The organism is Jatrophihabitans sp. GAS493 (assembly GCF_900230215.1).
Lineage (GTDB): Bacteria > Actinomycetota > Actinomycetes > Mycobacteriales > Jatrophihabitantaceae > MT45.
The window spans coordinates 910,564-929,608 of sequence record NZ_LT907982.1 but is presented as its reverse complement, the minus strand read 5'-3'; the positions used below and the strand labels follow the sequence as shown (position 1 = coordinate 929,608).

General features: G+C 68.6%; 17 protein-coding genes and 1 tRNA gene. 6 read left to right on the top strand and 12 right to left on the bottom strand.

All coding sequences use genetic code 11. The features are described from left to right. The first annotated feature begins 49 nt into the window (after positions 1 to 49). The 4 genes from flhA (at position 50) to CPH63_RS04250 (ending at position 6,290) form a co-directional block, all read left to right on the top strand. Positions 50 to 2,125 carry a flagellar biosynthesis protein FlhA gene (gene flhA / locus CPH63_RS04265; RefSeq protein WP_096301716.1) on the top strand — a complete coding sequence of 692 codons (2,076 nt, stop codon included), beginning with the start codon at positions 50 to 52 and terminating at the stop codon, positions 2,123 to 2,125. After that, positions 2,103 to 4,913, top strand: coding sequence for a hypothetical protein (locus CPH63_RS04260; RefSeq protein WP_096301715.1), 2,811 nt, complete (start codon positions 2,103 to 2,105; stop codon positions 4,911 to 4,913). The genes flhA and CPH63_RS04260 overlap by 23 nt, the downstream gene beginning before the upstream one ends. A gap of 27 nt (positions 4,914 to 4,940) precedes the next feature. Then, entirely contained in the window at positions 4,941 to 5,186 is a 246-nt protein-coding gene (locus CPH63_RS04255) for a hypothetical protein (RefSeq protein WP_096301714.1), read from the top strand. Between the two features lie 99 nt (positions 5,187 to 5,285). Next, the gene (locus CPH63_RS04250) at positions 5,286 to 6,290 is read left to right on the top strand and encodes a methyl-accepting chemotaxis protein (RefSeq protein WP_096301713.1); all 1,005 of its coding nucleotides are present in this window, start codon (positions 5,286 to 5,288) and stop codon (positions 6,288 to 6,290) included. 5 nt (positions 6,291 to 6,295) lie between these two features. Here CPH63_RS04250 and CPH63_RS04245 read toward each other — a convergent pair whose 3' ends face one another. The 7 genes from CPH63_RS04245 to CPH63_RS04215 all read right to left on the bottom strand — a co-directional run bounded on the left by CPH63_RS04245 (position 6,296) and on the right by CPH63_RS04215 (position 12,806). Then, positions 6,296 to 7,663 carry an MFS transporter gene (locus tag CPH63_RS04245; RefSeq protein ID WP_206745643.1) on the bottom strand — a complete coding sequence of 456 codons (1,368 nt, stop codon included), beginning with the start codon at positions 7,661 to 7,663 and terminating at the stop codon, positions 6,296 to 6,298. A 91-nt stretch (positions 7,664 to 7,754) separates the two neighbouring features. Next, on the bottom strand, positions 7,755 to 8,183 hold the full coding sequence (locus tag CPH63_RS04240) for a hypothetical protein (protein ID WP_096301712.1): 429 nt from the start codon (positions 8,181 to 8,183) through the stop codon (positions 7,755 to 7,757). Between the two features lie 193 nt (positions 8,184 to 8,376). After that, positions 8,377 to 10,272 (bottom strand): penicillin-binding transpeptidase domain-containing protein, encoded by a 1,896-nt coding sequence (locus tag CPH63_RS04235; RefSeq protein ID WP_172892155.1) that lies wholly within the window; start codon positions 10,270 to 10,272, stop codon positions 8,377 to 8,379. Between the two features lie 7 nt (positions 10,273 to 10,279). Beyond that, entirely contained in the window at positions 10,280 to 10,780 is a 501-nt protein-coding gene (locus CPH63_RS04230) for a hypothetical protein (protein WP_096301710.1), read from the bottom strand. 98 nt (positions 10,781 to 10,878) lie between these two features. Then, positions 10,879 to 11,121, bottom strand: coding sequence for a MerR family transcriptional regulator (locus CPH63_RS04225; RefSeq protein WP_096301709.1), 243 nt, complete (start codon positions 11,119 to 11,121; stop codon positions 10,879 to 10,881). Between the two features lie 69 nt (positions 11,122 to 11,190). Continuing rightward, on the bottom strand, positions 11,191 to 11,469 hold the full coding sequence (locus CPH63_RS04220) for a GlsB/YeaQ/YmgE family stress response membrane protein (protein ID WP_096301708.1): 279 nt from the start codon (positions 11,467 to 11,469) through the stop codon (positions 11,191 to 11,193). A gap of 89 nt (positions 11,470 to 11,558) precedes the next feature. Further along, positions 11,559 to 12,806, bottom strand: a complete 1,248-nt coding sequence (locus tag CPH63_RS04215) for an MFS transporter (RefSeq protein WP_096301707.1) — start codon at positions 12,804 to 12,806, stop codon at positions 11,559 to 11,561. Positions 12,807 to 12,901: 95 nt separating this feature from the next. Here CPH63_RS04215 and CPH63_RS04210 point away from each other — a divergent pair, with 95 nt between their 5' ends. Next, positions 12,902 to 13,495, top strand: coding sequence for a TetR/AcrR family transcriptional regulator (locus CPH63_RS04210; protein ID WP_096301706.1), 594 nt, complete (start codon positions 12,902 to 12,904; stop codon positions 13,493 to 13,495). A 17-nt stretch (positions 13,496 to 13,512) separates the two neighbouring features. Here the strand turns inward: CPH63_RS04210 and CPH63_RS04205 are convergent. Then, positions 13,513 to 13,586, bottom strand: a tRNA-Gly gene (locus CPH63_RS04205). 97 nt (positions 13,587 to 13,683) lie between these two features. Here CPH63_RS04205 and dcd point away from each other — a divergent pair. Continuing rightward, the gene (dcd, locus tag CPH63_RS04200) at positions 13,684 to 14,262 is read left to right on the top strand and encodes a dCTP deaminase (protein ID WP_096301705.1); all 579 of its coding nucleotides are present in this window, start codon (positions 13,684 to 13,686) and stop codon (positions 14,260 to 14,262) included. 34 nt (positions 14,263 to 14,296) lie between these two features. Here dcd and CPH63_RS04195 read toward each other — a convergent pair whose 3' ends face one another. The 4 genes from CPH63_RS04195 to CPH63_RS04180 all read right to left on the bottom strand — a co-directional run bounded on the left by CPH63_RS04195 (position 14,297) and on the right by CPH63_RS04180 (position 19,044). Beyond that, positions 14,297 to 15,886, bottom strand: a complete 1,590-nt coding sequence (locus CPH63_RS04195; protein ID WP_096301704.1) for a GGDEF domain-containing protein — start codon at positions 15,884 to 15,886, stop codon at positions 14,297 to 14,299. Continuing rightward, positions 15,883 to 16,749, bottom strand: a complete 867-nt coding sequence (locus tag CPH63_RS04190; RefSeq protein ID WP_157749267.1) for a hypothetical protein — start codon at positions 16,747 to 16,749, stop codon at positions 15,883 to 15,885. The genes CPH63_RS04195 and CPH63_RS04190 overlap by 4 nt, the downstream gene beginning before the upstream one ends. Before the next feature lie 166 nt (positions 16,750 to 16,915). Further along, positions 16,916 to 17,869 carry a hypothetical protein gene (locus CPH63_RS22055; protein ID WP_157749266.1) on the bottom strand — a complete coding sequence of 318 codons (954 nt, stop codon included), beginning with the start codon at positions 17,867 to 17,869 and terminating at the stop codon, positions 16,916 to 16,918. Then, positions 17,866 to 19,044 carry a signal peptidase I gene (locus CPH63_RS04180; RefSeq protein WP_096301702.1) on the bottom strand — a complete coding sequence of 393 codons (1,179 nt, stop codon included), beginning with the start codon at positions 19,042 to 19,044 and terminating at the stop codon, positions 17,866 to 17,868. Before CPH63_RS04180 ends, CPH63_RS22055 begins: the two co-directional genes overlap by 4 nt. Between the last annotated feature and the right edge of the window lies 1 nt (position 19,045).

Below are 19,045 nucleotides of genomic sequence, written 5' to 3'. Positions count from 1 at the left end.
ACCACATCTGTCCGTAGTGAACCTGACCGCCGATCATCCTGAGGATTCTGTGACAACTCCGAAGACGAAAGCGCCGCGCGCGAGCTTGAACCAGCTCGCTGTGCCGATCGGCGTCGTCGGCATCGTCGTCATGATGGTCGTGCCCATCCCGACCTTCCTGCTCGACCTGCTCATCGCCATGAACATCACGTTCGCGGTGCTGGTTGTCCTCGTCTCGATGTACGTCAGCCGCCCGCTGGAGTTCTCCAGCTTCCCGTCGCTGCTGCTGATCGCCACTCTCTTCCGTCTCGCGCTCAATATCTCGGCCACCCGCCTGGTTCTCTCCAAGGGCTTCGCCGGCAACGTCATCAATTCCTTCGGCCACTTCGTCATCAGTGGCTCATTGATCGTCGGCCTGGTGATCTTCGCGATCCTGCTGGTGATCCAGTTCGTCGTCATCACCAATGGTGCCGCCCGCGTCGCCGAGGTGGGCGCCCGCTTCACCCTCGACGCCATGCCCGGTAAGCAGATGGCGATCGACGCCGACCTCAACTCGGGCCTGATCAACGACAAGCAGGCGCGCATCCGCCGCCGTGAGGTCGCCGCCGAGGCCGACTTCTACGGTGCGATGGACGGTGCCTCACGCTTCGTCAAGGGTGACGCGATCGCCGCGCTCATCATCACCTTCATCAACCTCATCGGCGGTTTCGCGATCGGTGTCCTCAGCAAGCACATGCCGCTGAGCGAGGCGTTGAGCAGCTACAGCCTGATGAGCGTCGGCGACGGCCTCGTCTCGCAGATCCCGGCCCTGCTGCTGTCGGTCTCGACCGGCCTCATCGTCACCCGGGCCAGCGACTCCGACGACATGAGCACCGTCGTCACCCGCCAGCTCAGCAGCCAGCTCAAGGCCCTGCAGATCGCCGGCGCCGCCGCCGTCGGGCTCTGCCTGGTGCCGGGGCTGCCGAAGATTCCGTTCCTCATCGTCGGTGGCGGGCTCCTCGTCATCGCCAGCCGGGTCAAGCAGAACGGGCCGCCCAAGGCGGAGGAGACGGAGGCCGAAGCGGCCACCGTCTCGGCGGCCGAGGTGCCCGACACCCCGGAGGCCCTGCTCTCCCAGATCATGGTCGAGCCACTGGAGCTCATGCTCTCGCCCGACCTCATCTCCCTCGTCGACGGTGCCGGCGCCGACCTGCTGGACCGGGTGCGCTCGCTACGCCGCAGCCTGGCCCAGGAACTCGGCGTCGTCATGCCACCGGTCCGCACCCGGGACAGCCTGGACCTTCCGCACGCCACATACGCCATCCGGATCAACGGCGTCGAGGTCGCTCGGGGCCAGGCCCCGACCGGCACGGTGCTGGCCATCGGCGACGACCTCGACGGACTACCCGGCCAGGTCGGTCACGAGCCGGTCTTCGGACTCGAAGGCAAGTGGGTCCCGGTCGAGCTCCGGGGGCAGGCCGAGCTGCTTGGCGCAACCGTCGTCGACCGCTCGTCGGTCATCATCACGCACCTCTCCGAGGCGGTCCGCCGCAACGCCAGCCGACTGCTCGGCCGCGAAGAGGTCGCCCTCGCCACCAAGTCGCTCAAGAACAGCCACCCGACAGTGGTCGAGGACCTCACCCCGGCCCTCCTCACGCTGGCCGAGATCCAGCGTGTCCTGCACGCCCTGCTCGACGAAGGCATCCCGATTCGCGATCTGGTCCGCATCTTCGAGGCGCTGGCCCTGGCGGCCAAGAGCGGCACCGAGCCCGACCGGCTCATTGAGGCCGCCCGCAACGCCTTGGCTCCGGCGATCGTCGCCGAGCACAGCGTCGACGGACATCTGGACGTCCTCACCCTCGACCCGCAGTTGCAGCAGACGATCATGGAGTCACTGCGCCCCGGTGAAGGTGGCCCCCAGCTCGTGCTGCCGCCGGACCTGGCCGAATCGGTCGTCGCGACCGCCCGCCAGCGCTACACCGAAGCAACCTCGCGCGGACGCCACCCGGTGCTCGTCTGCGCCCCCCAGCTACGACTTCCGCTGCGCCGTCTGATGCGGATGACCGTCCCAGAAATGCCCATCCTTTCCTACACGGATATATCCGCGGGCACCGCTCGCATCGACACAGTTGGAGTGATTGAAGATGTCCGCAACGCTGTACTCTGAGGGCTCGGATCTGAACGCGGTTATCGCTGAGATCGGCCAGCGGCACGCCGGCGCGGCTACCGTCGTATCCCTCGAGGAGCACCGTCAGGGTGGCGTCCTCGGGTTCTTCGCTCGCAAGGCCTACGGCATCACCTACGAAGTCGATGACGCCGTGGATGTCGAGACCGTCGACGAACTGGCCGAGACGGTCACCGTCACCGCGGGGCCGGCAACCGCCAACAGCGCCGGCAACACTGCCAGCAATCTTGATGAACTACTCGACATCGCCGAGCAGACCGAGCGCTCCCTCGCCGCCGCCCGCCGCCCGGCTGCCCTCGCGGCACCGGCGCAGTCGAGCATAGGCACCTCATTGCCCGTCACCGAGGCTCAGAGCGAGTCGGCGACCAGCGATGACGAACCCGACTTCGCCGCCACCCTGCAGGCGATCGCCGCGGCTCGCGAAGCGGCCCGGGAATCCAGCCGTGAGTCCACCCGGGATGGCCGTCGTCCGCGCCACTACGCGCCAGAAGAGGCCCCCGAAACCACCCCCGAAGAGGCACCGATCGAGATGACCGTCGACACCACAGCCGAGCTGGAGACGGTTGGGACGAACCCGGCCGCGACGACCCCCGCCGACACCGGCATATCGGCCGAGAGCGCCCAGTGGATCGCCCAGCAGGCCGAGGCCAAGCGCGTGGAGGCGATGCTGATCCAGGCCCAGCGCGCGCAGGCCGAGCGAGCCGAGGCTCAGCGCGTCGAGGCCGCCCGGATCGAGGCTGCCCGGATCGAGGCTGCCCGGATCGAGGCTGCGCGCATCGAGGCAGCCCGTGTTGAAGCAGCCCGTGTTGAAGCCGCCCGCATCGAGGCAGCCCGCGTCGAAGCCGAGCGCGTTGCAGCCGAGCGCGTTGCAGCCGAGCGCAGTGCAGCCGAGCGCAGTGCAGCCGAGCGCAGTGCAGCCGAGCAGCGGGAAGCTGAGCAGCGTGCAGCCGAGCAGCGGGAAGCCCTGCGCATCGCGGCCGAGAAGCTGGCCGCTGAGAAACTGGCCGCCGAGGCAGCGGCCGCCCGGAAGGCAGCCGAGGCAGCCGCGCAGGAGGCAGCCGACCATGCCGCCGCCGAACTCTTCCAGCGCCAGCTGCACGAGGCGGCGCTGATCGAGGCCGACCGCGTCGAGGCGTCTCGTATCGAGGCTGAGCGGATCGAGGCCGACCGGGCCGCCGCCGCCCGCCTGGCCGCTCAGCAGTTGGAGAACGAGCGCATCGCGGCGACCCAGCGGGCCGAAGCCGAGCGCATCGAGGCGGCCCGAATCAACGCGGCTCGGATCGAGCTCGCGCGCAACGAGAAGCTTCGCAGCGCAGCCGAGGCGGCGGCCAAGAGTGCCCCCGCCTTCGAGCCGCTGCACCCGCGCGTCGCTCCGGCGACCGCGCAGATTATTCCGGCCATCGGAGCAGAACCGACGGCGATCCCCGAGCCGGTGGCAGCGTTCACCGAGGACGAGAAGGTTAGCGAGCCGCAGATGGGCAAGCACGAAAAGAAGAAGGGCGGGGGCAAGAAGAGCAAGGCCCTCCGACGCGGTGCCGCGATCATGCAGGCTTCGCAGTACCTCGGCAGCCCGTCCGCCGCCGCTCCTGTTGAGCCGCCCATCCCAGCAATTCCGGCCATCCCAGCCACCGTCGATACTACGACGGTCACCGACTTCATCGAGCCCGACATCATCGAGATCGCTGAAGAGCAAGTCCCGGCAGAGATGCTCAGCACCGAGAACACCCTCGCCGAGAGTATTACTGCCGACAGCACTACCGCTGACAGCACTATGGCTGACAGCACTATGGCTGACACCGCCGAGTGCGTCATCGAAATCGAAGCCGATGTCGTCGCTGAGGTCGACACCGTCGTCAAGGTCGAGGTCGAGCAGGAAATCATTGCCGAAGAGGTCCCTGCCGAGACCGTTGCCGACGTCGTTGCTGAGGTCGACGTCGTCAACGGGACCGTCATCGACATCACCCGCAGCAGCGACCTGCGCCACGCGGCACCCGAGCCGGAGACGGAGTCCGAGTCGGACCCCACCGAGGCTCCGGCGCCGGAGGTCATCCCGATCTCCGACGACTTCGGCGACGACACCACAAGCCAGCTCCGCGAACTGGGCGTCCCGGTCGAGATGCTCACCACGGCCAAGGGTCAGGACATCTACCGCACCGTGCGCCAGCTGTCGCTCGCTCTCCCGGCCGCACCGAACCCGCCGAGCGGTGCCGGTGAGATCCTCGTCCTGGTTGGTCCGCTCATCGCCACCCTGCGCGCCGGGCGCGCCCTGGCCACCGAGCTCCGCCTCCCGGCCGAGTCCCTGCGCGTGGTCACCACCAACCCGGACTTCCCGCTGAAGCAGAGTGCGGGCTCCGTCGCCCAGGCGGCACTCGCCGCGGCGACGATCCGGGTCAGCGGTGGCGTCGGGATCATCGTGGTCGACACCGAACTCGACGACGCCCCGATGCTGGTCACCGCCAATGGCGCGACCACCCCGGCCAACGTCGTCGGCGAGGTGCTGGCGGCCATCGCACCGACGACCGTCTGGGCCGTCACCGACGCCTCTCGCAAGACCGCCGATATCCGCAACTGGCTCGCCGGCATGCCCGCCGTCCAGGCGCTCGTAGTGCACGACGCCTGGAAGTCGAGCACGCCGGCCACGGTCTGGTCGCTGGGTGTTCCGGTCGCCCTGCTCGACGGCCGTCCGGCCAGTGCCGGCGCCTGGTCGGCCCTGCTCATCGACCGCATCGAGCGCGACATCACGCGCGACGATGTCGCCGCGAGCGCCTGATCCATCGAGCCGGAAGGGTAATCAACGATGTTCCGCGGCTCCGTCATTCTCTTTGCCCTTGTAGTGAACGCCCGGACGATCTGGCAGGCGCTCTACCTGCAGACGATCAGCGTCGAGACCGCGGTGATCCACTTCCTGATCGCCGTCCCGGTCTGCGCCGTCCTGCTCTGGATCCTCCGGATGACCTTCAATCGCCCCGCGCCGGTTGAATCCGACGAACTGGCTGAAGAGGCCGGTGCCCCTCGCAGCCGAGGAGCCCGCGACCGCCCCTAGACCAGCGCAAGACAGGCGCCAGCGAGGTCGCGCCTGCACCGCCCGTCCGCCAATCGAGATCGACAAGCAGCAATGCCCTAATGCTCCAGGAGAGATCACATGTTCACGAAGCTTCGCAGCGAGGCACCGGCCAGCACATCCACGACCATCGTCGATGAGGGCCCGTTGGGCAGCCTCGCCACCTCGCACGCCGTCCTCGAAGCGGTGCAGGCCAACGTCATCGTCACCGACGCCCAGATGAACCTGCTCTGGATGAACCCGAAAGCGGCCGACACCCTCAAGGCCGTCGGTAGCAGCATCCACACCACGTTCCGGGCCCGCTTCCGCGACGCGATGGACTCGACGACGGGTTCGGCATTCTCTCCGACCGCACCCCGCAACGCCACGATGACCCTGGACGGCATGGTGCTGGGTATGCACGTCAACGCGGTGCAGAGCGCGCAGGGCGAGCTGCTCGGCTACGTCGTGGCCTGCGCCGACATCACCGCCCGCAAGGCCGACGAGGAGCGGAACCGCGCCCTCATCGCTCGTCTCAACGAGACGCAGGAGGTGAGTGCGGCCGTCCAGACGGTCGCCGGCGCCACCGAGGAGATGGTGGCCAGCGTCAACGAGATCGGCCGCAACGCCGCCGAGGCCAGCGCCACCGTGCAGACCGCCATCGGTGTCGTCGAGTCGACGAGCAGGACGATGGGCGAGCTGGGTGCCGCCTCGATGCAGATCAGCGAGATCGTCAAGACGATCGGCGCCGTCGCCAGCCAGACCAATCTGCTCGCCCTCAACGCCACCATCGAAGCCGCCCGGGCCGGCGAGGCCGGCAAGGGATTCGCGGTCGTCGCCGGTGAGGTGAAGGAACTCTCCAAGCAGACCCAGGTTGCGACCGAGAGCATCAACCAGATGATCACCGAGGTGCAGCGCCTTACTCAGGCCGGCATCGACGCGATCGCCAACATCGCGCAGGTGGTGGCCCGGGTCGGCGAGAACCAGACCTCGATCGCCACCGCCGTCGAGCAGCAGACGTCGGCCACCCAGGAGATCAACGCCAACCTGGTACAGGCGGCCCGTCGGGCCGAGGAGATCGCGACCTTCGTCGCGGCCAACAGCTAACCGAACTAGCTGGCTGATCCAGCTGTCAGAAGAGAGCCACCCGTGCCGTCCAGCGCGGGTGGTTCTCCTCGTTCCCGGAAGCGATCGACCGCGCTGCCGCGAATGGTGAAGACGGCGGCCGCCGCCAGCAGACAGAGTGTCCCCGCTCCGACGAAGGCCGGGCCGTAGCTACCGGAGGCGTCGCGAATCCAGCCCGCCGAGAAGGCGGCGATCGCCGCGCCGAGCTGATGGGCGGCGAAGATCCAACCCCAGACGACGATCCCCTCCTGGCGGCCGAAGGTCTGATTGACCAGCGCCACGGTCGGCGGCACGGTGGCGATCCAGTCCAGACCATAGAAGGCGACGAAGGCACCGAGCGAGAGATGCTGCGCGACCAGCGCCCGGGGCAGCGCCAGCAGCGACAGCCCGCGCAGGGCGTAGTAGGCGAAGAGCAGCTTCCGCGGGTCGTAACGGTCAGTCAGCCACCCCGAGGCGGAGGTCCCGACGACGTCCAGAATGCCCATCGCGGCGAGCATCCCGGCCGCGGTCGTCTCGGGCATGTCGTGATCCATCGCGGCCGGGATGAAGTGCGTCGCGATGAGCCCGTTGGTCGACGCGCCACAGACGAAGAAGGTGCCGCAGAGGATCCAGAATTGTCTCGTCCGGGCGGCCCGGCGCAGGACCGAGAAGGCAGTCGCGATCGGGCGGGCGGTGATCACCGGTCGCGCCTCGATACTGCTACCCCCGTACGGTGCCCGACCCAGGTCCACCGGATACTCCCGCAGGAAGAGGGCCGAGATCGGCACCACCAGCAGCGCCGCACCGGCAACGGCCCACGCGGCCCGGCGCCAGTCTCCGTCCTGACTGAGGGCGGCCAGCAGCGGCAGGAAGAGCAACTGGCCGGTCGCGCTGCCGGCCGTCAGCACCCCGAGCACCAGCCCGCGGCGCTCGTGGAACCAGCGGTTGGCGATCGTCGCGGCCAGCACCGGGGCGACGGCTCCGGTGCCCACCCCCACCATGACTCCCCAGCACAGGTAGAGCTGCCATAGCTGCGTCATGGTGACGGTCAGCGCCGATCCCGCGGCGATGAGCGCCATCGCCGACGGCACCACCCGCCGTAGCCCGAAGCGTTGCGTGAGCGCAGCCGCGAAGGGGCCGGCCAGGCCGTAGAGCACCAGGTTTACCGAAACCGCTCCACCGATCGCCGCTCGCGACCAGCCGAACTCGTTCTGCAGCGGCACCAGCAGCACCCCGGGCGTGGCCCGAAAGCCAGCCGCGAGCAGGAGTGAGAGAAAGCCGACGGCGGCGACGATCCAGGCCGGATGCAACCCGCGCGCCGCCGGATCGCCAACGGGGTCCAGTTCAGCTCGCTGGCGATCCAGGTCTTCGGTCACCAGACCATCCTCGCGCACCCGCCCAGTGAAGTCGCCGGAATATCCGGCCGTCTCTGCGCAAGATACGGACGTTTAGCGGCAACCTCGCCGCTTATCTGGTGTAGCGGGTGATCGCCGAACGGCGACGGTAGTCCTTGAGGGTGCGCCGCATCAGGTAGGCGATGAGCGCACCGACGGCGGTTCCGACCAGGGTGCCGGCCAGCAGCAGGGCCTTGTCACCGATCGCGATGAAGGCCGGCGCTCCGGCGTCGAAGTCGCCGATGTGCGAGTACATCGTGAAGAACGCGACGATGGTGGTCGCGATGACGGCGACGTAACCGGCCAGCTCGACAAGGAGATCCACCGCCGCCGATCCCTCCGGCTCAGCGACCTCGATGCGGCTGGGCAATGCACGAACGGTCACCTCTGCCACCTCTGGCACCTCTGGCAATGAGGCCAGCACCGCCTCGAGCTGGTCGATCTCGCGGTCATCGCTACGAAGCTCGGTGAGCCCGTCGGTTGATGTCTGAATGAGTTCCATGGTCAGCTCTTCTCCCCAAGAAGTGCGGCAACGGTCAGTTAACCTTCGATTACCGACTTCGGACGGAGCGGGCGGGTTCGCACTTCGTGACCTGCCCCTCAGCAGCGAGTGAGATTGCCCATATAAATTAAGGTTGTTCTCGCAATCAACCCCGGGCAAAGGCAGTCTGCCCGCACCTTCTACCGGTCCGCGATTACTTGACCGGCAGCGCGCTGAGGAGTGCATGTGTGACCGAGACCGCCCCATGATCGGAGTCGGAATTGCCACCGCCGTTGATGAAGACACTGAAGGCCAGATCACCGCGGGTGCCGGCAAACCACGAGTGACTCCGGGCCGGCACCGCAGTACCGAACTCGGCCGTGCCGGTCTTCCCCTCGACCCCACCCGGCAGATCGGCCAGCGCGCGCCCGGTCGCCCCCGGCACGGTGACGACATCGCGCATCAGCACGTTCAGGTTGGCTACAACTGACGCCGGCAGCGCGGCGCCGGGCGTAGCTTGTCGGCCCACCACCAACGACGGCGCGATCGGCCGCCCCGTGCTCGCCGCCCCGGCCATCTCGGCCATGAGCAGCGGGCTCACCAACACCTTCCCCTGGCCGTAGGCGTCGGCCGCCTGCTCATTCACCGAAGCGGGTTCGGGGAGGCTTCCGGAGAAGGCATCCACCGGCAGCGACCACGGCTGACCCAGCCCGAGCGACTGCGCCGCCTTGAGCAGGGCACCGGCCGGAAGCTTCATTCCCAGGGCGGCGGCGGTGGTGTTGCAGGAGAAGGCGAAGGCCGACGAGATGGGAATGGTGCCTTTGGCGAAATCGTTCTCATTGCGAATCGTCTGCCCGTTGACCGTGATCGTGGCCGGGCACGGTTGCGGCGAGGTGGGCTGCAGGGCCGGGTCGCTGCTGAAGACGGCCGCGTAGGTCGCGATCTTGAAGGTTGATCCGGGCGGGAACTGCCCGTCCAGGGCGGCGTCTGAGCCGGTGGCCGCGTTGTTGGCCACGGCCAGGACCTCGCCCGTCGACGGCCGGGTGACGACGATCGAAGCCGGGAGTGCCACCGTGGCCACCGCAGCCTCGGCGGCGGTCTGGGTGGCGCGGTCCAGGGTGAGGTGAACGGCGCTCCCCGGCCCCGGTGCGCTCACGTCGACCAGCTTGCTCCGGTTCGACGGATCGGCGTCGCTGACCGCGTCTACTGCGATCCCCGGCGTGCCACTGAGCTGCGAATTGAGGGCCAACTGCAGCCCGGAGAGTCCGGTCTCGTCACCGGCGACGATCGTCCCGTTGGAGGCGTCGATGAGTTCCTGGGTGGCGCTGCCGACCTGCCCGAGCAGCGGCTGGGCGAAGCGCGAGGTCGGCCCGAGCAGTTCAGTGCCGGTCTGGAAGTGCACGCCGGGAAGCTCATGAATCTTCGGCTTAACGGCCAGATAGGCCGCCTTTCGCAGGGTGATCACCGGTACGAACTGTCCGGCCGGCACGCCCTTGACGCTGTTCACGATGTCGCCCGCCGATATCTGCAACACCGATGCCAGCGTCGCCGCCAGCTGCGGAATTCTCGGGTTCTCGCCAACCGCGATCCCCACTGTGACCACCGGCTGCGCGGAGAATAGCGGCACGCCGCTGCTGTCGAGCAGGTCGGCCCGTGGCGGCTGCACCCGCTCGCTCGCCAGATGCTGCCCGGCGGCCAGACCGGGGTAGAGCACGCTGGGCTGCCAGGCCACCCTCCACCCGTCGGCGGCGGTCTTCGACATCTCCAGGGATCCGTTGTATTTCCAGGGTGTCTTCGCGCCGGGTAGGTTCCAGGTGGCGCTGTAGGCGACGGTCGAAGAGGTGCTTCCGTGGCCGGTCACACCGTCAACGGTGAAGCGGGCGGTCGGGTGTCCCAGGCCGGTGACGCTCGCCGAGATCGCCGCCTTACTCGCCGCCGGGTCGGTGGTCCGGCCCGCGGCGGCCGCGGCATCCCCGCGTCCGAGGTCGTCCAGGAACCGCTGCGCGGCCTGCCGATCCGGCTTGGGCGATGACCCGCCGCAGGCGGTGAGCCCGGAGACCAAGAGTCCAGCGACGGCCAGTGCTGCCGCCCTCCGCGGCCCGCTCCCCATTCGACAATCAAACACCGAGAATCGGCAGGCTGAGCAGGCAGGCCGGTTCGTCGGCGCGAACATGGCGCCAGTCAGCGATCATCACCTGACGCGGCGGACCGCCGGGTAGGCGTCCGAGCGACTCCAGGTGGGCGTGGATCGCATCCAGTGCGGGCAGCTGCGCCGGCCAGTTCGTCTGGGCGAGGGTGAGCGCAACGAAGGCCTCGTCGTGCTCGGGTTCGGTCCGGACCTGCACGTCCGGCAGGCCGTCGGCCGCCGCCTGGGCCAGCAGCCGGTCGGCGATCGGACGAACGATCTCCATCGGTCCATCGCTGTCGGCGCTGACCTCACCGTGATAGATCGCGAACGGGCAGCCATCGACGCCGGGCAGGCCGGGGGCGGCGGCTCGCATTCGGCTGAGCAGGTCCCCCATCACGCTGCCGGCGTCGTTGTCGTGGACGTAGCGGATCGCGCTCAGCAGCGCCCGCTGCGGAACCCGCCGCACCGCGACTGTGAAGTTCTGCTCCATGGAGTCCTCACCTTCACCGATTATCTGGCACAGGTACTCGACGGTCGTGCGTTCGGAGGCGACGTGCTCGGCCTTCTCTCTCCAGAACTGACGGACGGCTACGCGGCGTCCGTGGCCGGGAGTTCGAGGATGCCGCCGATCTGGGCGAGCGGCATCTGGAGGTGACGCAGCAGCGCCACGGTCCGGGCCCGGGGCAGCTGGGTCGGTGAGTACCAGCGGTAGCCCGAGTCGGGGTCCACTCTCACCGGCACCAGCAGCCCCAGTTCGTCATAGAGCCTCAGCGCCTTGGGGGACAACCGGCTCTGCGCCGAGAAGTCGCCGATCATCAACAACTGGGTCATACGCCGAACCTCCCTACCTGTGTCAGGCCATCATCTGGCCTCACCGTGGGGGAGGGTCAAGCCCGGCGATCAGCCGCGGATGGAGCTACGCGCCCCGACCCGCAGCCAGATGAGGAGCACGAGGATAGCGCCGAGGACGGAGCCGATGATCCCTGACGGCTGGATGAATCCGTCCTGGCCGTCCTTGTGGAAGATCAGGTAACCGAGGAATCCACCGACGAACGACCCGATGATGCCGATCACGATGGTCATCGGGATCGACAGGTCCTGCTTGCCGGGGACCACGAGGCGGGCAATTGCACCGGCGATGAGGCCGATGACGATGAGGCTGATGATGAGGCCGAACATTCGTCTTCTCCTTTTAAGGGCCACCAGCCGGACGCCGGCGACGCTCAGGAGTTACCCACATCGGTCGAATTGCAATCCCGCCCGCCCGCTCATCTCGGCGCCCGCCGCGGGAGGGCCAGCCCGAGCAGGGCGAGGGCGGCCAGCAGCATGACGGCCGCGGCGTACTCCCGGGCGGTGTCGAGGACCCCGCCGCCGTGCACGACCAGGACTCCGGCCAGGACCGCCGGCACCCCCATCGCCAAGTAGGAGACGACGTAGACCAGCGAGAGCACACCGGCCCGCTCGTGCGGTTTAGCCAGCGGGATCACGCTCCGGATCGCCCCTTGGAAGCCGCCACCGAAGCCGACTCCGGCGATGGCGGTGCCGACAAAGAACGCGACCGTCGACGACTCGTTGATGGCCAGCAGCGTCACACCGACGCCGACCAGCAATGCGACCGTGCCCAGCAGCATCACCTGATGCGGCGGGGCATTGCGCAGCAGCAGCACGGTGAGGGCACCCATCGCGGCGAGCACGAAGAGCGCTGCTCCGCCGAGGACGAAGGAGTTGTGTCCGATCAGCATTCGCACCAGCGTCGGTCCGAGCGCACCGTAGAGGCCGGCCAGTGACCAGGCCGCGACCAGCGCCGGCGCGGCCAGCGCGAACGGCCGCCGCACCGCCGGCGGCAGCGCCAGCTGCACTCGTAGCGAGGCGAGCGCACCGGGCCGCGGCGAGGAGGACTCGGCCATCAGGTACACCCCGACGCCCTGCAGGACGAAGGTCGCGAACAACACCAGGTAAACCAGGTGCAGCGGGGCCGGCAGGTACTGCACCAGAAGCCCCGATCCGATCGCGCCGAGGGCGGTGCCGATCGGCGCCGCCACGGAGTTGGCGATGGTGCCCTTGGCCTTGTTCAAATCGAGCATGCCGGCGCCGACCGCACCCACCGCGGCGCCCGTGGAGAGGCCTTGAATCACCCGAGCCAGCAGCAGCTCCGGCACGCCCTGGGCGGAGGCGAAGATCAGCATCGTGACCGCCTGCACCGCGATCGCGGCCAGCAGCACCGGACGGCGGCCGACGTGATCCGACAGCGAACCGACGGTGAGCAGTGCCGCCAGCACGGCCAGCGCGTAGATGCCGAAGATGACGGTGGTGGTGATCGGGGAGAAGTGCCACTCGCCCTGGTAGAGCGCGTAGAGCGGCGTCGGGGCGCTCGACCCAGCCAGGAAAGTGACCACGATGGAGGCCTGCAGGTAGAACGCGATACGGCGCGGCAGGCGCCAGCGGCCGCCCTGCTCGTCGCGCAGCAGGTTGAGGTCGTCGAGGTCCAGCGCAGGAATGGCGGCGGCCGTGGTCATGGGGTCGGCTCCTCGGAGGTGCGGGCACGTATTGAGTAGACAGGTCTGTCTAACCTTGCTTCACATTAGACAGATCTGTCTGGTACTGTCAAGTCATGCCCACCAAGACCGTTGGAGCAACCGACACCCCCGGTTCAGCTCGGGACCGCCTGCTCGCCGCCGCGAATGAGCTCTTCTACGAGGAGGGCGTCCACACCGTCGGTATCGACCGGGTCATCGAGCGAGCCGGAGTGGCCAAGGCCTCGCTCTACAACACGTTCGGCAGCAAGGAAGAGCTGATCCGCGAGTACCTGGCCGGCCGCTCCGCCACCCTCCAGGCTCGAATCACCCGCGAGCTCGCGGCGCGCTTCGACACGCCGCGCGAGAAGCTGATCGGTCTCTTCGAGGTTCAGGGGGAGAGCTTCGCCCGTCCCGGTTACCGGGGCTGCGCCTTCGTGGGGGCCACCGTCGAATCCCGTCCCGGTGGCTGCGAGGAGAAGGCGTCGGCCGACTACCGGGGCTGGCTGCGCGGGTTCATCACCGAACTGGCCACTGACGCCGGCGCCGCTGACCCGGCCGCCCTGGCCCAGCAGCTGGTCTTCCTCTACGACGGTGCATCGATCTCGGCCTGGATGGACCACAACCGTGACGCCGCGGCGCAGGCCGGCGCGGTGGCTACGGCGCTCGTCGACGCGGCGCTCCCGCGCTGACGCCGGGCAACTGATCTTGGAGCGGGTGACGGGAATCGAACCCGCGCAATCTGCTTGGGAAGCAGAGACTCTGCCATTGAGCTACACCCGCGAACACTCGTGAACAGACACGGGCGAACTCGGAAAATGCTACACGAACCCCAGTGTTTGCCCGGCCCGCAATCTGGCCGCGTTATAGGGTCAGCGGCGTGCTACTCAGCGATCGTGACATAAAAGCCGCCGTGACGGCCGGGCGCCTGGTGCTGGAGCCCTGGGACATCGACCTGGTACAGCCCTCGAGCGTCGACGTGCGGCTGGACCGCTTCTTCCGTGTCTTCAACAACTCGCAGTACACCCACATCGACCCGGCCGAACAGCAGGACGAGCTCACCGCGCTGGTCGAACCGGCCGGCGAGGACCCCTTCGTGCTGCACCCCGGCGAATTCGTGCTCGGTTCGACGCTGGAGGTGGTGACCCTCCCCGACGATCTGGCCGGCCGCCTGGAGGGGAAGTCCTCGCTCGGGCGGCTCGGCCTGCTGACCCACTCGACGGCCGGTTTCATCGACCCGGGTTTCAGCGGGCACATCACCCTGGAGCTGTCGAACGTGGCCAATCTCCCGATCACGCTCTGGCCCGGAATGAAGATCGGGCAGCTCTGCCTGTTCAAGCTCTCATCGGCCGCCGAACACCCGTACGGCTCGGCCGTCTACGGTTCGCGCTATCAAGGCCAGCGGGGCCCGACGCCGAGCCGCGCACACCTGAACTTCAAGCGCTGGCCGACGAGCTGAGCCGACGGGTCGCCGGGCCGCGAAGCGATCTCGGCTAGAGCGCGGACGAGATCTCGCCGAGGTTGACCGTGGTTGCCGGGAACGATCGTGCAGGGACGTCGACGACGACCTGATTACGGCCACCCTCCTTGGCCCGGTACAGCGCCGCGTCGGCGCGGGCCACCAGGTCGTCGAGGCCGGCCGCGTCATCGGCCTGGGCCAGCCCGAGGGAGATGGTGACCGGCAGCGGCTCCTGCTGAGCGTGCACCTTGATCCGCATTCCCTCAGCGACTTCGAAGGCCTGAGCCGACGTGGTGTTGGTCAGGATCACCACGAACTCCTCACCGCCGTAGCGGGCGACCAGATCGTCCGGGCGGGCGCTCTTGTCGATGAGACCGGCCACCGACTGCAGCACGACATCACCCATCTGGTGACCATGCACGTCGTTGACTGACTTGAAGTGGTCGATGTCGACCAGGAAGAGCGAGATGGGCAGCGCCGCCGGGGTGACCCGCAGCTTGGCCACCGTCTCGTCGAAGGTCCGGCGGTTGGCCACACCGGTGAGGCCGTCGGTGGTGGCCGCACGGCGCAGCTGGGCGAGAATCGCGGTACGGGAGGCAGCCAATCCGGCGGCGACGCAGGCCTGCGAGGCGCTGCTGATAACCCGGCGCTCCAGCCGGTTGCCGCGGCCACGGTGCTCGAGGACGACCCATTCGGTGCCTTCGACGGCGGCGATCGGCAGGGCGATGAGGCGGCGCGCTTCCGGGAAGAGTGAGGCCAGCCATTTGTCGTCGGAGCCAAGCCGGTAGACCACCCGCGGCGGCGCGGTCGCCGAACCGGATCGCAGCAGCTCCGAGAAGAAGACGCCCGACTCGGTGTCGGCCTGCTGGTCGAGCCCGAGGCCCAGCTCCAGTGTGTAACCCTGCGCGGCCGGTGAGATCCAGGCCGCCCGGCCCACATCCAGCTCGTCGTGGCAGAACTGCAGCAGCAACTCGCGCACGTCGTTGACGCGCTCCACGCCCGCGAGCTTCACCGCGAAGAGCCGGAAGGACTCGGCGTCGTAGCGGCGACGGCGCAGTTCCCGCTCGTTGAGCGAGGCGAACTGAGCGGTGGCGATGACGGTCAGCCAGAGCACGCCCAGGTAGGCGATCACCTCCGACTGCTCCTTGATCTCGATCGACGGGTGCGAGATCGACCCGATGAGCGCCGCCTGGCGGATCATGAAGACCAGCAGGCTGTGCCAGAGTGCGACCTTCAAGCCGGTGCGGAAGGAGACCAACAAGCACACGGCGACCAGGTAGGCGGCGATGACGATGTCCAGCCCCACGGGCGTGCCGAAGACGCGCTCGCCCTGCAGGAAGACGCCGTCGACGAGCAGTGAAATACCGAAGGTCCGCAGCGCCAGGCCACGACGGGCGGTGAGGACCGGCGCACTCAGCAGCGAGGTGGTCAACAGGTAAAGCACCACGACGAGCCACTGCGCGACCACCGCCGCGTTCGGCACCAGGGACACCTGCAGCACGCCGACCGTGATGGCGGCCGCGAAGCGGAAACACATGAGGACGAGGACGCGCTCGGAGAGCGGAACGATCTCGTCCGCCTGCTGGCTACGCAGGCCCTTGGCCCCGGCCGATACCGCGTTCACAGCTGCACCTCCGACGGACGCAGTGTGAAGCGCAGGTCATCATTGCGCACCGGCGCGAGCGCGAGCTTCGGGTCGCGGCGGTCCACGCTCTCCTGTGCGATGAAGAAGGCGAAGGCCAGTGCCAGCAGCACCAGCGGGTACTGCGGGTGGCGTAGCAGCGCGGCCGAGACGGCGCCGGCGGTGGAGACGGCCTGGCTGAGCCAGGGCTGCTCGGGCCGGCCGAGGGTGACGGTCGGATTCTCCGGTCGGTGGGCGAGGTTCGCGTTGCCAGACGGCGGCGGGGGCACGTGCGGCGCGACCGCGGCCGGGCGCGGCGAGACCGTCGGGTGCACAGATGGGCGCGGCGTCGGCGCGATGATCGCCGCCGGCGACCCGGTGTTGTAGTGCCAGGCGAAGGACGCCTCGGCCGTGGATACCAGGGGCAACTGCTCTGCGGCCTGCACGGTGATGCGGAATCGCCAGGTCGGCGCGCTCTTGGGCAGCCAACCGGTGACGACGCCCTTCCCCTGCTGCACGGCCAGACCGGTCAGCGGGCCGTGATAGATCTCAGTTCCCGAGAAGGCGCCGCAGGCATTCGCATCGGCCGGCCCGGCGACCACAGTGACGGTGAGGAACTTGGCCAGGGGTCCGGAGATCTGCTGGCCGGCGAAGGCGACGGTGTCGCCGGCTCCGGCGTTCTCCACCGTGACGTCGGTGCAGGCGGTGTTCACCTGACCGGCGGCCATGTCGTTGACGGTGAAGAGCGGCTTCCCGTCGTTGTCAGCGAACATGGAGACGGTCCCGTCCGAGAGCGTCGGGGTCGGGCTGGCGGAGGCGACCCCGGCGACGACCAGGACGAAGAGTCCGGCGAGTGCTGCGGGCACACAGATCCAGCTCCGCATCCAATTCTGCAGGAGCCGTCGCCACGCCACTCACCTCAACTCCTCTCCGTCTCTCGAAATGTCTGCTCTTACTGGTACATCGGCACCCAACGCGCCGAACTTGAGGTTCGGGTGCCGCTCGGGGCCGGCTGACTGCTTAGCTGGCTGCTTAGCTGACGGTCACCACGACCGAGCCGTCACCGGCGTTCGTACTCGATTGGGACACGAGCGTCACGGCCGTCTGTTTGAAGGACGACCCGGAGCCGCCGCCACCGCCGCTACCGGAGGCCGAGCCACCGCCGCCACCGCCGCCGCCGGCGTAACCACCGCCGCCACCGCCGCCGCCACCGCCATCTGTGATCGAGCCATTGGACCCGGCTGAACCAACGCCAGGAGGAGTTCCGCCGGAACCACCCGCCGACCCAGCCGACCCGACCGCCGCGCCTCCGGCGCCGCCCAGGTAGACGGTTCCGGCCGCGATGCCTGTCGTGCCTCCGCTGTTCGCGTCGCCACCATCCCCGCCGGTTCCAGTGCTGCCGTCTCCGCCACCGCCGCCGCCACCGGCGGCAACGCTGAGCAGGGTCGCGGTGGTACAGCCCGTGCCAGAGCAGGAGATTCCGCTGGCGCCGCCCCCGGCGCCCCCGTCATGACCGGACCAGGTCATCGAGCCGGACTTGCCGCCGGCCGCATAACCAACGCCGCCGGCGGTCGTGCTCTGGCTGCCCTTACACCCGGCTCTGATGGTCAGCACCTCCCCGGCGGTGACCGCGAAGGTCACGTTCATGACAGCTCCGAGGCCGGATGCGCCGCTGCTGCCGGTGTCCTGTCCGGCGCCTCCGGAGAGGGTCACCGTGGCGAGGGTGAAGCCGGCGCCCACGGTGAGGGTGGTCTGCCCCGTGGCGCAGGTGTAGGAGGTCGTCTGGGAGAAGACGGGCGGGGTTTGAAAGGTGTTCAACGGGTTCGTCGACGTCGCCGTCCAGACCGCATGGGTGGGGCTGACGAGGAAGGAGGAGGTGAGCATCAGGACCGCCGTAGCGAGGACTGCGATGCAGGCAGCACGGTGGTTACGCCGTCGCGTGGTCTGTCGACGGGCGGCGGCGGAGCGGCGTGGGACATCGGTCACTGCTCTGGTTCCGCGCGCCAGAGCCGGCGCAGGATCAGGGTGAGGGCTACTCCTGCGATGAGCAGGACCGCGATGCTGCGTCCCAGTGACGACCCCAGCGCAGCCAGCCAGCGGCCGACGTGGTTGATGTGGAAGACGCCGAGCCCGAGCTTGGAGTTCACCGGCACCTGCCAGTGCTCGCTGACCTTGTTTGCGTCGCCCCGGGTCTCAAAGTCCATGTTGGCGCCGTCGCGGTGCAGCGAGACCACGCGGTGGGTGACGGACTGGTTGTGCACCGCCGGGCTGCGGAAGGTCACCAGGTCGCCGGGGTGCAGTTCCTCGGGCGTGACCGAGCGGCTGATCACCAGCGCGCCGACCTGCATGGTCGGGCGCATCGACCCGCTCAGCACAACCGCTCCCCGGTAACCCATGGCCGCACCGACGAAGCAGAACAGGATTCCGGCGATGGTGGCCAGCAGGGCGACTGAGACGCCGATGCTGAAGCCGCGGCGTATGAAGAAGGTACCGACGTGGCTCAGGTGGGCCGCGAGTGAGGGCGGCGCCGAGTGGCGGGCCCGGTACCGGGCCGCCTCCTTCGACTCGAGGGCGAGTTGCTCGGGCTTGGCCCGGATCATCGCCCGCTCGGCCGCTTCGGACCGTTCCGTATTTCCGGCCTGCTCAGCGGCCAATTGCTGTTGAACCTGCGGGTCCTCGATCAGGGCCCGGACGAAGGCTGGCGCCTGCTCCAGGGCGACTTCGGAGGCGCGGTTCAGCGAGACCGCCGGCCGGGCGAACTCAGGCACAACGACCTCGGCTGGGACAACTTCGGGCAGAACAACGTCGGGCAGAACAACGTCGCTTCTGGGTTCGTACTGGGAAACATTGGTCAAAGTGCTGGCGGCGACCGTGGTCGGGCCGAACGTCGTCGGTCCCCAATCGGGCCGGTCAACCGAGACGCGCTGTAGCAGGGCGGCCGAGACACGCGGCCGCTCAACGGGGGCGACAGCGGCGGTCACGGCTGGGGTGACGGCTGGGGTGACGGCGCGTACGACAGCGGGCTGCAGCGTGCTCGGTTCTTCAAGTTCTCGACGGCCGGCGGCGTGTCGGCCGCGGGTTCGCTCGGGCCGCGGCGATGCCGCGCCGACCTTGGAGGTCGGCGCGGCATCGCCCAGCGGGGCGTCCACTACGGAAGTCATC

What these genes read in the sequence shown, in the direction of transcription:
- CPH63_RS04240 (WP_096301712.1), bottom strand. Translation starts at nt 8,183, where the DNA reads ATGGAACTCATTCAGACATCAACCGACGGGCTCACCGAGCTTCGTAGC.
- CPH63_RS04220 (WP_096301708.1), bottom strand. Translation starts at nt 11,469, where the DNA reads ATGTTCGGCCTCATCATCAGCCTCATCGTCATCGGCCTCATCGCCGGT.
- CPH63_RS04260 (WP_096301715.1), top strand. Translation starts at nt 2,103, where the DNA reads ATGTCCGCAACGCTGTACTCTGAGGGCTCGGATCTGAACGCGGTTATC.
- CPH63_RS04225 (WP_096301709.1), bottom strand. Translation starts at nt 11,121, where the DNA reads ATGACCCAGTTGTTGATGATCGGCGACTTCTCGGCGCAGAGCCGGTTG.
- CPH63_RS04255 (WP_096301714.1), top strand. Translation starts at nt 4,941, where the DNA reads ATGTTCCGCGGCTCCGTCATTCTCTTTGCCCTTGTAGTGAACGCCCGG.
- CPH63_RS04215 (WP_096301707.1), bottom strand. Translation starts at nt 12,806, where the DNA reads ATGACCACGGCCGCCGCCATTCCTGCGCTGGACCTCGACGACCTCAAC.
- CPH63_RS04235 (WP_172892155.1), bottom strand. Translation starts at nt 10,272, where the DNA reads ATGGGGAGCGGGCCGCGGAGGGCGGCAGCACTGGCCGTCGCTGGACTC.
- CPH63_RS04210 (WP_096301706.1), top strand. Translation starts at nt 12,902, where the DNA reads ATGCCCACCAAGACCGTTGGAGCAACCGACACCCCCGGTTCAGCTCGG.
- CPH63_RS04180 (WP_096301702.1), bottom strand. Translation starts at nt 19,044, where the DNA reads ATGACTTCCGTAGTGGACGCCCCGCTGGGCGATGCCGCGCCGACCTCC.
- CPH63_RS04250 (WP_096301713.1), top strand. Translation starts at nt 5,286, where the DNA reads ATGTTCACGAAGCTTCGCAGCGAGGCACCGGCCAGCACATCCACGACC.
- CPH63_RS04230 (WP_096301710.1), bottom strand. Translation starts at nt 10,780, where the DNA reads ATGGAGCAGAACTTCACAGTCGCGGTGCGGCGGGTTCCGCAGCGGGCG.